A 13330-nucleotide genomic window follows, 5' to 3' on the forward strand; every position below is an offset into this window, starting at 1 on the left:
GCGCGCGATTCAGGAGTGCCATGCCTGCACCACGACCTCCATGGCCTGGGCAATGACCTCCTCCCGGGCCTTGGCCTCCCGTTCTGGCTGCGTGGTGTAGATCGCCACGACCCAGGGCGCCTGTCCCGGCGGCATCACCACGGCAATGTCGCCGGCGGCGGCATAGTCGCCCGTGCCGGTCTTGTCGCCCACCTGCCAACCGGTGGGGACCCCGGCACGGATCCGCCGGTTCCCGGTGGTGTTGCCCACCAGCCATTGCAGCAGCTGCGCCCGTTGCATGGACGGCAGGCCGTCGCCCAGGGTCAGGCGTTGCAGCAGCCGGGCCATGGCGGCCGGGGTGCTGGTGTCGCGCAAGTCGCCAGGGATGGCACTGTTGAGGCCGGTCTCGATGCGGTCCAGGCGAAACGTGCTGTCGCCCTGGGCACGGGCAAATCGAGTCAGGCCCTGCGGGCCGCCCACTTGGCGCAGCAAGAGGTTGCTGGCGCTGTTGTCGCTGTACTGAATCGCCGCCGCGCACAACTCGGCCCAGGTCATGCCTGCGCCCACATGATGTTGGGTGATAGGCGAGTAGTTGACCATGTCCGCTGCGGCGTACGGTACGCGGCGGCCGAGCAGGTCCTTGTCGTCGATGCTTTGCTGCAGGATCGCGCCACCGAGAGCAGCCTTGAACGTGCTGCAAAAGGCAAAGCGCTCGTGCTCGCGATAGCCCAGCGTCGCGCCGCTGGCGGTGTCGAGGGCGAACACGCCAAGGCGTCCTTGCAACTGGTGTTCCAGTGCAGCAAAGGCGACGCGGGGGTGAGTGGAGGTGGCCAGGGACAACCGTGGGCTCAGGAACAGCGGCGCAGCAACAGCGGCCAGCAGAAATCTACGGCGATGCAGTACAGCAGGCATTGGCAGGTTCTCCCAGAGGCGGCATCGATGGTGACGAGCCGCAAAAAGCCGCCACTATAACCAACGTGCCACAATCTCTGCATACACCCCATTGTCCTCAATCGCCTTGAGCGCCACGCGCAAGCGCTCCACTGTGTCGGCCGAGGTGTTCACGCTGCAGGCCAGGTACAAGCCGTCCTTGAGGCTCAACTCGTCCAGCGCCAGTGACGGCACCAGCATGACACTGGGATCGGCGCCGCTGCTGCGGGCCAGGTAGTGGGCGTTCATCTCGTTGGAGACCCAGAGGTCGACGTGACCCAGCTTGAGCTTTTCGTAGTTGGACTCGTATTTGTTGCTCGATTGCAGGTTCTGGCCGACCACGAAGCCCTTGGCAATCAGGTATTGCTCGGACACGTCGTCCTTGACCGTACCGATCTGGTAGTGCCGGGCATCGTCGAGGGTTTTCAGCTGAATCGGGTGGGAGGCCACTGAATACAGAAACAGGCGACTGGGGGCAATGCTGCCGACCCACTGGAACAGGCTTTCCCGCTCCGGGGTGCGGGCGATGGAGTAGATGAGCACGTCCACGCCGTGCAGGCCGATGTCATAGGCGCGGGCCCATGGCATGGACCTGATGTTGCCTTGCAGGTCGGCCTGGCGCAGCACGGCTTCGACCACTTCAGTGCTCATGCCGGTGACCTTGCCGTTGCGCACCATGTTGTAGGGCGGCAGTTCCTCGGTGACCACAGTGAGCGGCTCGGCGGCCTGCAGCGCGAACGCCCAGCTCAGGAGCCACAGCAGTGCCGCCGACGCACATCCTTTTGACCACGCCATCTACACACCCCTTGGACTCGATAACCTTCAGGCCGTTATCGGCTCCGATGGCGTTGAGCTTAGGTCAATCTGCACGACGCAGCGTCAGCACCAGCGGCAAGGCCAGGGCGGCGCAGGCCAGCATGGTCAGCGTCATCCCCGCCACCCCCCAATGCCCGAACGCCAGACTGACCACAAGGCTGGACAGCGCGCCAGCGGCCATTTGCAACGAGGTCAGCAGGCCGCCGGTAATGCCCGCCAGATTCGGCAGCGGGTCAAGGGCGCCATGGGCTGCGCAAGGCGCGATCATGCCGAAGGCCGCCGTGGCCAGCACCATCAGCGGCATCAGGCGCAGCACGCTGACCTCGCCGACCCAGGCCAGGGCGGTGGCCGCCGCCGTGGCCAGCAGCGCCACGACGCAGGCCACCTGCATCAAACGGCCCATGGCAATCCCGCGCCTGGCCAGCCAGCCGCTGAGGGTGGCGCCGCCGACAATCCCCGCCCCGGTGCAGGCGAACAACAGGGTATAGAGGGCCGAGCTGACCTGCAGCTGGCCGATCAGGACCATGGGCGACCCGGCCACATAGGCAAACATCCAGCCGAACGCCAGGGCATTGAGCAGGACGTGGGCCAGGGTCGGCCAGTGGCGAAAGACCTGGCCATACCCTTGCAGCACGCCGCCGGTTGCTGCGACCTTGGCCGGCGTCGGACGCTGGGCGGTCTCGCTCAGCGCCAGCCAGGTCATGACCCACAACACCAGGCCGCACAGCGCCGTGGCGCCGTAGATTCCCCGCCAGCCAAGCACCCCCAGCAAGGCGGCGCCCATGGCCGGTGCGATGATGGGCGCGACATTGGCCACCACCGTGATCACCGCCAGCCGTTGATGCACTCGCGTCCCTTCAAAGGCATCGCGGACCATGGCCATGGCCAGGGTCATCCCGGCCCCGGCGCCCAGCCCTTGCAACAGGCGTGCGGACAGCAGCAGCGTCATGCTCGGCGCCAGCGCCGCGCACAGGCCGCCGACGGTGAACAGGACCAGGCCCAGCAGCAGCAGCGGCCGCCGCCCGTGACGATCCGACAACGGTCCGTACACGAATGGGCTCAAGGCAAAGCCAGCCATGAACAGGCTCAGGGTCAACCCAGCCAGGCTCGAATCGGCGTGCAGATCGGCCCCGATGCGCGTCAGGGCCGGCAGCGCCATATCGGTGGACAGCGGCGGCAAGGCCGCGAGGGCACCGAGGTAGATGGCAAAGACAGCGCCGGTCAGGGGCATTTTCATCGAAGAATCTTGTGCTCGGGAGGTGGCGGCGATGGTAAGGGGATGGCTGCACAGACCGCAACCGAGGACCCGGGTCTGCTGGCATATTTCATTGAGTCAGTGCCGTCGCGGGCACGTCCTGCCCCCCAGGACCGGGCGATCCAGCGCCGATCATGGGCCAGCAACGCAATGCGCATATGCTTTTTTCATCTAAATAAATTGCACATCCTTCGTTGACGCAATAAGCACATTATTCAACACTCACTTCCCGTGGAACGCGCCATTCCTCCGACCGATTTTTTTTTGCATGCCGGGAAAGCATTGACATGGACCTTCGTCAACTGCGCTATTTCATCGCCCTCCACGAACACCGCAGCTTTGTCCGCGCGGCCGATGCCATGGGCATTACTCAGCCGGCGTTCAGCCGCAGCATTCAAGGCCTGGAGCAGGAGTTTGACTGCCAGCTGGTCGACCGCGCCAGCAAGGACCTGCGCCCCACGCCCGAGGGCCAGGTGCTGCTGCAGCATGCCTGGCGGCTCATCCAGGGCGCCACCCAGCTGGTGGCTGAAGTCAGCCAGATGACCAAGCTGGATGCAGGGCAAGTACGCTTTGGTTGCGGCCCGGCGCCGGCGGCCAGGCTGGTACCAGAGGCTGTGGCGGCCTTCACCCGGGCCCATCCCGGAGTGCGCAGCTACTTTCATGTGGACAACTGGGAGCGTCTGAGCCGCAGCCTGGGTCGCAATGAAATCGAGTTCTTCGTCGCCGACATTCGTCACTTCGAAGCCGACCCCGACTTTCAGACCCAGGCCCTGAACCCCAGGCGCGGGCTGTTCTTCTGCCGCCCTGGCCATCCCCTGCTAAGCAAGGACAGCCTGTCGACCAACGACATGTTCAACTACCCCATGGCGGCCGCGATGATTGCGCCGGGGATACGCAAGCTGCTGTCGAACCTCAGCGGTCGCAGCGATTTCACGGCCCATATCGAAAGCGAGCACTTCCCTGCATTGCAGGCCATTGTCGAGCAGAGCAACGCCCTCGGGATCGGCACCGAAGAAGCCTGTGGCCAGGCGCTCAGGGACGGCCGGATCAAACAACTGCACTGGCGTAACCTGCCGGCCCATCTGCACACCCTCAGTGCCCAGTGCGGTATTGTCACTCGCAGCGGTTTTCGCCTGTCGCCTGCCGCAAGGGCAATGATCCGGGTGCTGGGCGAGGTGGACGATGCATTGCACAAAGAACCGACGCGCGCGGCGCACTGAAGGTATTCGTTCAAGCCATTGAATCAACAGAGCCCCCTCCTGTTCAATGGCCCTGCGATCCGTGCTGCCCTGTCTTGACCAGCGCCAGGCAGTGGCCATATCAAACGTCCCGGCGTAAGCTCCCCGCCACTGCCATGACGCCAGGCAACCTGCCCATGAAACCCAACGCCCCGTTCCACGCTGCCGCCGAGCATCAGCACCGTTTCGAGCTGCTGGTCCAGAGCGTCATGGACCACGCCATCTACATGCTCGACCTGGACGGTCACATCGTCACTTGGAACACCGGTGCGCAACGGATCAAGGGGTACGTCAGCGACGACGTCATCGGACGACACTTCGCGACGTTTTTCACGCCCGAGGACGTCGCCGACGGCAAACCTCAGCGCCTGCTGACCCAGGCGTATACCCAGGGCCACGGTCAGGACGAAGGCTGGCGAGTGCGCCGCGACGGCAGCCGATTCTGGGCGAAAGTCGGGCTGGACCTGATCCGCGACGAGCAGGGCCAGCCCATTGGATTCGCCAAGGTCACCCGCGACATCAGCGAGCGCCACGAAGCCGAGCGCCAGCTGGACCAGGTGCGTGCCGAACTGTTCCAGGCGCAGAAACTCGAAGCCCTCGGCCAGTTGACCGGCGGCCTGGCCCATGACTTCAACAACCTGCTCACCATCATCCTCAGCTCGGCCAGGATGGCGCGCAAAAGCCAGAACCCGACGCGGATAGACGCCTTGCTCGGGCACATCGTCGACGCTGGCGAGCGCGGCACCCACCTGACCCGGCAGCTCCTGACCTTCGCCCGGCACAAGGAAGCCGGTCACCAGCGCCTGGACATCAGCCAGATGCTGGTCACCACCCAGGCCCTCCTCGCCCAGGCGCTGCCCAAGCGCATCAGCCTGTCGGTGCTGGCCGAACCCGGCCTGCATGCGGTGGATGCCGATCCCAGCCAGCTTGAAATGGTCCTGCTCAACCTGACCCTCAATGCCCGCGACGCCATCGTCGGCGACGGCCGCATCGAGGTCACGGCGGTGAACCTGAGGCTGCGCGAAGAGGCACCGGGCCTGACAGGCGAGTTCGTGCGCATCAGCGTTGCCGACACCGGCGCGGGCATTGATGCACAGACGCGGCAGCGCATCTTCGAACCGTTCTTCACCACCAAGGCGTTCGGCCAAGGCACCGGGTTGGGGCTGAGCCAGGCCTATGGGTTCGCCCGCCACGTCAATGGCGACCTGCGGGTCGACAGTGTGGTTGGCGTCGGCACCACCATGCATTTATTGATCCCGGCAGCCAGCGCCTGAAAACTGCCAAGCGACGTTTGTGAAAACAAGGGTAGAATTACCTTCATTCAGATTGATCAGCCGCTCGACCCGCCTACCCTGGGGCCAGCGCTGATCCAGCACTCAGCACTCATCCTTTTCAAGAGCAGGGCCGATATTGGAACAGCTAAAACGCCTGGCCACCGGGATCGTCGGGTTTGACGCCTTATTGAAAGGCGGCCTCGTAGCCGGGGCGTCATATATCGTCCAGGGCCGTCCAGGCTCCGGGAAAACCATTCTGGCCAACCAACTGGGCTTCAACCACGTGCGCGACGGAGGCCGCGTACTGGTGGCCACGCTGCTCTCCGAATCCCACGAGCGGCTGTTCCAGTACCTGTCCACCCTGTCCTTCTTCGACCCGTCGCACATCGGCAACGAAATCCAGTTCGTCAGCGCCTTCGACACCCTGGAATCCGAAGGGCTGGACGAAGTGGTCAAGCTGCTGCGCCGCGAGATCGTGCGCCAGAAAGCCACGGTGCTGATCGTCGACGGGTTGCTCAACGCCCGCTCCAAGGCCGAGTCGCAGATCGACACCAAGAAATTCATTGCCGAACTGCAGGGCCATGCTGCCTTTGCCGGTTGCACCGTGCTGTTTCTCACCAGTTCGCGGCTGGATGACGGCAGCCCCGAGCACACCATGGTCGACGGCGTCATCGAATTGGGCGAAGAGTTGTTCGGTACCCGCTCGGTGCGTCGCATTCAGCTGCGCAAGACCCGCGGCAGCGGCGCGCTGTCGGGCCTGCACGAGTGCGAGATCACCGACGACGGCCTGGTGGTCTACCCGCGGCTGGAAAGCCTGTACAGCCGCCCTTCGCATTTCGAATCCGCCGACCTGAGCCGACTGCCCAGCGGCGTTTCGGCCCTGGACGAGATGATCAGTGGCGGCCTGCCGCGCAACTCGGTGACTTTGGCCATGGGGCCTTCCGGCGTGGGCAAGACCACCCTGGGCGTGCACTTTCTCGCCGCGGGCACCCCCGAAGCGCCGGCCTTGCATTTCGGTTTTTACGAAACCCCGGACCGCCTGCGGGTCAAGGCCCGGGCCCTGGGCCTGGACTTTGCCGCCATGGAAGCCAGCGGCGCCCTGCATCTGGCCTGGCAGCCGACCACCGAAGGCCTGCTGGACGGCCTCGGCGCCCGGCTGCTGCGGCTGGTGGACCTGCACGGCATCAAGCGAGTGTCCATCGACAGCTTCGGCGGCATGACCCGCATGGCCAACAACCCGGCCCGCCTGACGCCATTCTTCAGTGCGCTGATGGGCGAACTGCGTGCCCGTGGCGTGCTGGTCTATGCCACTTGGGAGATTCGTGGCCTGTTCGGCCCGGAAATCGATGCACCGAGTCCCGACCTGTCCAGCATCGTCGATAACATCCTGGTGCTGCGCTTTGTCGAACATGAGTCTGAACTAAAGCGCCTGCTGTCCATCCTTAAGATAAGGGACAGCAACTATGACCCTGCTCTGGTGGAGTTGATCGTCAACGACCATGGAGTCGACCTGAGGAAGGCGTTCAAAAATGCAGAGGCCGTGTTGTCTGGCAGCGCATCGACGATATCGAAGCCGTGAATCACGCGGAGTCGATCTGACATGGCTACGATCCTGATCGTCGATGACGAGTACGTGATTGCCGACATCCTCGGGTACGCCCTGGAGGACGAAGGTTACATGGTTGTCAAGGCCGGTAACGGCCGAAAGGGCCTGGAAATCCTCGAGCGTGATCGACCAGCTCTGGTGATCACCGATTTCATGATGCCGCTGATGGATGGCCTGGAGTTCGCCAAGTCCATTCGCGAGCGCCCGGCCTTTGCCAACACCCCCATCCTGCTGATGTCCGGTGCCCAAGGCAGCGTGGGCCGCAGCGAGCCGGAGCTGTTTTCGGCGGTGTTCGACAAGCCGTTCGACATCGACCAGGTCATCGATAAAGTCCAGATCTTGCTGGGGCCGGCAGAAAAGCCCTGAGACGCGGTTTTTTTTCGGACCTGACGCACCATTTCATTTCTTCGCAATCTCAAGAACGCCGCGCTGCGTGCCGGTTCGCCGAAACAGCCGCCGCTCACCCCTTTTTTGCCTTGTGTCCACCTTGGAAACCAGAGACAGGAACCCTCTATGTCCACCACTGTACTTGCCGAACTGCTCAAGCAACACGAGTCCACTCTCCTCGAACAGTGGATCGCCGCGCAACGCAGCGCCGGCATCCGTTCGGATCTGATCGACGAGCGCACCGTCCAGGCCAACTCCCGCGAACTGCTGAAAAGCTTGAGCATGGCCATCGCCGAGGGCAATGATGACGTTGAAGCGCCGGCCTGGCGTCCGGTCAAAGCCCTGCTCGAACGCCTCTCCCAGGCACAGAGTCGTCAGGGTTTTACTCCGACCGAGACCGCCACGTTCGTGTTCTCCCTCAAAGAGCCGCTGTTCGTCGCCATTCAAGAGCACGCCACCGACCCTGCGAACGTGACCCTGACCGCCAGCCGCCTGCTGGACAAGCTGGGGCTGTTCAGCATGCAGTGCTTCATGACCGGCCGCGAAACGGTGATTCGCGAGCAGCAGGAAAGCATGCTCGAACTGTCCACCCCGGTGGTGCAGCTGTGGAAAGGCGTGCTGGCCATCCCGCTGATCGGCGCGCTGGACTCCAACCGCACCCAGATCGTCATGGAAGCGCTCCTGCAGAAGATCGTCGACACCGAATCGGACATTGCCATCATCGACATCACCGGCGTGCCGACGGTTGACACCATGGTCGCCCAGCACCTGCTCAAGACCATCACCGCCGCCAAGCTGATGGGCGCCAAATGCATCATCAGCGGGATTCGCCCACAGATCGCCGCCACCATCGTGCACCTGGGCGTGGAGCTGGGCGACGTGGTGACCAAGGCGTCCCTGGCCGACGCGTTCCAGCTGGCCCTCAAAGACCTCAACGTGCGCCTGGTCGCGCCCCAGATTCGTTAAGGAGCCGACCATGGTGGACAGAATCCCCATTCTGAAAATGGGCAAGTACCTGCTCTTGACCATTCAGGTCGACATGCACGATCAGCTGGCTCTCGACCTGCAGGAAGACCTGACCCAGCAGATCGTGCGCCACAACGCCAAGGGCGTGCTGATCGACATTTCCTCCCTGGAGATCGTCGACTCGTTCATTGGCCGAATGCTGTCGCACATCGCCAACGTGTCACGCATTCTCGACGCTCGGGTGATCGTGGTCGGCATGCAACCGGCCGTCGCCATTACCCTCGTCGAGCTGGGCCTGTCACTGGAAGGGATTGCCACGGCGCTGAACGTGGAAAAAGGCATGCGCTGGCTTGAAAACAACGTAACCGAAGACCTGGTCCAGGAGTTCGAGAGTGACGAAGACAGAGACGCTGCCGCTCAGGCGGGAGACTGACATCGTCGTCATTCGCCAGCGCGTGCGCAAAGCGGCCGAGGAAGTTCGGCTGGGTCTGGTGTCGCAAACCAAGATCATTACGGCGGCCAGCGAAATCGCCCGTAATGGGTTGATCTACGGCGGCGGTGGCGAATGTGTGATCGAGATTACCCAGCGCGAGGGGCGTTCGGCGATACGTCTGATCATTGCCGATCAGGGGCCGGGCATCGAGAACCTGGACCGGGCCATGACCGATGGCTGGACGTCGGGTGGTGGCCTGGGCCTGGGCCTGAGCGGCGCCAAGCGGCTGGTGGATCACTTTGCGATAGACACGGTGCCGGGTTCCGGTACCACAATCGAGTTGTGGAAATGGCGATGACCTCGCTAGGGAAGTGTCGGTGAACACGCAAGTATGCGATCTGACGATCACGATCAGCGACAGCGCCCACGTGGACGCTGCCAGGCGCCAGATTGTCCGGCTGGCCACGGAAATGACCGACGACCAGACCCTGCTCGGGGAATTGACCGTGGTGGTCCAGGAAGCTGCGCGCAACCTGCTCAACCATGCCGGTGGCGGTGATTTGCTGTACAGCCAGGACGAGTCCTCCTTGCGCCTGCTGGCCGTGGACAGCGGCGCTGGCATGAACAACGTCGCCCAATGCCTGAGCGACAGTTACTCCACCACTGGCACCATGGGCGCAGGTCTTGGGGCGATCCAGCGCATGTCCGACGGTTTCGACCTGTTTTCCCAGCCGGGCCAGGGCACCGTGCTGCTGTCGCGCTTCAACGTGCCGCGCGGCCAGCCCGCTGCCCGCGAGGACCTGCTGGTGGGCGCTGTGTGCACACCCTACCCAGGGGAAGAAGTCGCTGGCGACGCCTGGGCCGTCAAGGGCGGGCGCTTCATGGTTGCTGACGGCCTGGGCCATGGCCACGCGGCCAGCGTCGCCAGCCAGAAAGCCCGCCAGGTGTTCCACGACCATGACCCGACGCTCCCCATCGAGGCCTTGATGGAGCAGTTGCACCGCGCCTTGATGCCGACCCGTGGTGGCGCCATCTCCATTGCCGAGATTCTGCCCGAGCAGCGCGAGGTGCGGTTTTGCGGCATGGGCAATGTGGCGGGGATGATCATCAACGACAAGTCGCGCAGCATGGTCTCCAGCAACGGCACCGTGGGTTACCGCATCGGCCGCATCCATGTGTTCAGCTACCCGTGGGATGAGCACAGCGTCGTGCTGCTGGCCTCCGACGGTATTGGTACAAAGTTGAACCTGGCGGCCTATCCGGGACTCTATGGCCGTGACCCTGCGGTTATTGCAGGGCTTATACATCGCGATTACAAGCGGCTTAACGACGACGCCACCGTACTGGTGGTCAAGTGCAACACTTCTCACTGAGTATTCATCGTTGAGCAAGACCTTGTGAGCAACTACCGGCGCATCACCACTGTGAGCATCACCCATGAGGTGGATGTGGTTTCCTGTCGCCAGAGCGCCAAGCAGATTGCCGCCTGGCTGGGGTTGTCGACGCTGGAGCAAATCCGCCTGGCCACGTCAGTCTCGGAGCTGGCGCGCAACATTTATCAGTACGCCGGCCAAGGCTCGTTTCATTTCGACCTGCGCAAGGATAGCCAAGGCCTGGTCAACGCCATCGGCTTCGAGGCCGTGGACCGGGGCCACGGTATCCGCGAGATCGAGCGCATCCTCGACGGCAGCTACGTCTCGCCCACGGGCATGGGCGTAGGCCTGCGCGGGGCGCAGAAGCTGATGGACGAGTTCGACATCCAGACCGGCACCGAAGGCACGCGCATCCGCGCCCTCAAGGTGGTCTTCCCGCCACAGCCCTTCCCCAGCGAAAAACGCATTCAGGAAATTCGCCGGCAGCTGCAGCATGAAGGCGCGTCCGACCCCTACGTTGAACTGCAGGTGCGCGGCTCCGAGCTGTTGCTGACCAGTTCCGAACTGCACAACAAGCAACAGGAGCTGGAAGCCACCAATCAGGAGCTGGAGAACACCAACAAGGGTGTGGTGGCGCTGTATTCGGAACTGGAGAAGGCCTCCCAAGAGTTGCAGGAAGCCAGCGACTCGAAGAGCCGCTTCTTCTCCAACATGACTCACGAATTTCGAACCCCCATCAACATTATCGAGAACATCTCCAAGCTGCTGCTCAAGGGCGCCGATGGCGAGCTCAACCCGGAGCAGTACAAGCAGGTGCGCTTTATCAGCTCGGCGGCCGGCGAGCTCTCGGACCTGGTCAACGAATTACTGGACCTGGCCGAAGCCGAGTCCGGGCGCATGGACATCGTGCCGACGCGCTTCAGCCTGGCGGACTTCACCGAGCAGCTGCGGCAATTCACCGGGGCGCTGTCGATGCGATACCCCAGCATTGCCTGGCAGATCGCGCCGGTGCACAGCGACGTCATGCTCGACACCGACCGCAACCGGTTGTTCCAGATCCTGCGCAACCTGATCACCAACGCCTTCAAGTACACCCCCGAAGGCTCGGTCACCGTGCGCTGTCTGCTGCCGGACAACGAAACGGTGGAGTTTCTGGTAGAAGACAGTGGCGTGGGCATCAGTGAGGACAACCAGGCGCGCATCTTCGAAGAATTCGCGCGGGTGCGGATTCCCGGGCTGGCCCATGTACAGGGCAATGGCCTGGGCCTGCCCTTGGCGGCTCGCCTGGCGGCCTTGCTGCGCGGCGAAATCCAACTGCACAGCGAGCCGGGAGCCGGCAGCCGCTTCACCGCGAGGATCGCCCGCGAGCACCATCAGAGTGCTGTCGACCTGCAGAACCTGGACCTGAGCGGGATCACCGTGCTGGTCATCGATGACAACGAGGCCGACCGCTATCTGGTGCACCACGTGCTGGAGCCCTTCCACGCGGTGGTCATGGAATCGCCCACCGCCGCCGCCAGCATCGACAAGATGCACGCCATTCGCCCCGACATCATTCTGCTGGACCTGGATCTGCCCGATATCTACGGCGCGGACCTGCTGGAAAGCATGGACTGGAGTCTGCATTCACGGGTTCTGATCAACACGGCCAAACCGCTGGAAAACGCCGAGCGCGACCGTCTGCTGGGCATGTGCCAAGGCATTCTGCTCAAAACTCAACCTGACTATGCCGAGGCGTTGCTGCAACATGTGCAGCGATTGGCGGGGAGCTTGTCCGCATGAGAACCCGGCGCATTCTGATCATCGACGACATGGACGCCAATCGTTACGTGTTGCGCAAGATTCTCGAGGTGCAAACCGGTTTCGAAGTGCTCGAAGCCGGCAACGGCGCCGCTGGCCTGGACTTGTTGGATGCCAGCGTCGATCTGGTCATTCTCGACATCAACTTGCCGGACATGACCGGCTTCGAGCTGATCCAGCAGGCCGAACAGCGTCTGGGCCATGGCAAGCTGCCGGCCATCATCAACATCTCGGCCACGTTCGTGACCGGCAAGGACAAGGCCATGGGCCTGAACAAGGGCGCCCGGGCCTACCTCACCCATCCCATCAACCCCGACGAGGTGCTGGCGACCATCGCCAGCCTGATGGAGAGCAACCACCGCCTGGAGCGGGTAGAGAGGCAGCACCAGGTGGCCCTGGCCCGCAGCGAAAACCTGCGTTCGGAAAAGATCATGCTCGAGCGCTTCATGCGCTCGTTCAGCCACGACCTGCGCTCGCCGCTGGCGGCAGCGGTGATGGTCACCGGGCTGATGAACAAGAACCCGGCCCGGCGCACCGAGGAGATGCTGAAAATTCTGGCCGATAACCTCAAGCGCATCGACCAGATGGTCACCAACGTGCTGGACATCTCTCACGTCAGCATGGGCGGTGGCATCAAGTTGATGGGCGAATCGCTGGTTTTGGCCACGGTGCTGGAACAAGCGGTGGAAAACCTGCAATTGCAGGTCAGCCAGCCGATTACCCTGGTCACCGCCCCCGACGAGCAACGGGTCTTCTGGGACCGCCCGGCGTTCCTGCGAATCTTCGATAACCTGGTGATCAACGCCGGCAAGCACGGCGGCCAGGACTCGGGGATCGAGGTCCATCAACACATCGAGGACGACATGGCCGTGGTCCGTGTGAGCAACCTGGGGAGTTTTCCGCAGGAGGTGCTGACCAACCTGGCGACGCCTTACTTCATTTCGACCAAAAGCGAGACCAAGGGCTGGGGACTGGGCCTGCCGATCGTCAAGGCCTTGTGCGAAAGCTTTGGCGGGCGGGTGTCGTTCTTGAATGTGGACGGGGCAGCGCAGGTGGAGTTGAGGTTGCCGGTTTCGGTGGGTGGATAAGGTTTATGGGGGGGCTGGTGCCGTTTTCAGTTGCAACTCACAGATCGCCGCCCGCCGTGATCTGGCTGTCCCCAGTTGTTGATCTGGCTGTTGCTCCGCGCTGGCGCTGGCGCTGGCTCTGGCTTTGGCTTTTGATCTGCTTGTGATCTTGACGGTCCGCGCCCTCAGCAGGCCGACTGGAGCAG

General features: G+C 63.2%; 13 protein-coding genes. 10 read left to right on the plus strand and 3 right to left on the minus strand.

Going from position 1 to position 13330, the window contains the following annotated elements; translation table 11 throughout:
• Positions 1-9: 9 nt before the first annotated feature.
• The 3 genes from bla to HB675_RS20425 form a co-directional block, all read right to left on the minus strand.
• Positions 10-891: a class A beta-lactamase gene (gene bla / locus HB675_RS20415; RefSeq protein ID WP_213880873.1), complete on the minus strand. Its 882-nt coding sequence runs from the start codon at positions 889-891 to the stop codon at positions 10-12.
• 54 nt (positions 892-945) lie between these two features.
• Positions 946-1704 carry a transporter substrate-binding domain-containing protein gene (locus HB675_RS20420; RefSeq protein WP_213880875.1) on the minus strand — a complete coding sequence of 253 codons (759 nt, stop codon included), beginning with the start codon at positions 1702-1704 and terminating at the stop codon, positions 946-948.
• Positions 1705-1768: 64 nt separating this feature from the next.
• Positions 1769-2962, minus strand: coding sequence for a multidrug effflux MFS transporter (locus HB675_RS20425; protein WP_213880876.1), 1194 nt, complete (start codon positions 2960-2962; stop codon positions 1769-1771).
• Positions 2963-3267: 305 nt separating this feature from the next.
• Here HB675_RS20425 and HB675_RS20430 point away from each other — a divergent pair, with 305 nt between their 5' ends.
• From HB675_RS20430 to HB675_RS20475, 10 genes are all read left to right on the plus strand, one after another.
• On the plus strand, positions 3268-4200 hold the full coding sequence (locus tag HB675_RS20430) for a LysR family transcriptional regulator (RefSeq protein WP_213880878.1): 933 nt from the start codon (positions 3268-3270) through the stop codon (positions 4198-4200).
• A gap of 155 nt (positions 4201-4355) precedes the next feature.
• Positions 4356-5492, plus strand: a complete 1137-nt coding sequence (locus tag HB675_RS20435) for a PAS domain-containing hybrid sensor histidine kinase/response regulator (protein WP_213880879.1) — start codon at positions 4356-4358, stop codon at positions 5490-5492.
• Positions 5493-5625: 133 nt separating this feature from the next.
• A complete protein-coding gene (locus HB675_RS20440; protein ID WP_213880899.1) occupies positions 5626-7071 on the plus strand; it encodes an ATPase domain-containing protein in 1446 nt (481 codons plus the stop codon).
• 21 nt (positions 7072-7092) lie between these two features.
• Entirely contained in the window at positions 7093-7464 is a 372-nt protein-coding gene (locus tag HB675_RS20445) for a response regulator (RefSeq protein WP_213880881.1), read from the plus strand.
• Between the two features lie 147 nt (positions 7465-7611).
• Entirely contained in the window at positions 7612-8451 is an 840-nt protein-coding gene (locus HB675_RS20450; RefSeq protein ID WP_213880883.1) for an STAS domain-containing protein, read from the plus strand.
• A gap of 13 nt (positions 8452-8464) precedes the next feature.
• Positions 8465-8884, plus strand: a complete 420-nt coding sequence (locus tag HB675_RS20455) for an STAS domain-containing protein (RefSeq protein WP_345945784.1) — start codon at positions 8465-8467, stop codon at positions 8882-8884.
• Entirely contained in the window at positions 8844-9242 is a 399-nt protein-coding gene (locus HB675_RS20460) for an ATP-binding protein (RefSeq protein WP_213880886.1), read from the plus strand. The genes HB675_RS20455 and HB675_RS20460 overlap by 41 nt, the downstream gene beginning before the upstream one ends.
• Before the next feature lie 19 nt (positions 9243-9261).
• Complete coding sequence (locus HB675_RS20465; RefSeq protein ID WP_213880888.1) at positions 9262-10257, plus strand: SpoIIE family protein phosphatase; 996 nt, start codon at positions 9262-9264, stop codon at positions 10255-10257.
• Positions 10258-10281: 24 nt separating this feature from the next.
• A complete protein-coding gene (locus tag HB675_RS20470) occupies positions 10282-12039 on the plus strand; it encodes an ATP-binding protein (RefSeq protein WP_213880889.1) in 1758 nt (585 codons plus the stop codon).
• Positions 12036-13145 (plus strand): response regulator, encoded by a 1110-nt coding sequence (locus HB675_RS20475; RefSeq protein ID WP_213880892.1) that lies wholly within the window; start codon positions 12036-12038, stop codon positions 13143-13145. The genes HB675_RS20470 and HB675_RS20475 overlap by 4 nt, the downstream gene beginning before the upstream one ends.
• The last annotated feature ends 185 nt before the right edge of the window (positions 13146-13330 follow it).

The organism is Pseudomonas sp. dw_358 (assembly GCF_018449655.1).
Classification (GTDB): Bacteria; Pseudomonadota; Gammaproteobacteria; order Pseudomonadales; family Pseudomonadaceae; genus Aquipseudomonas.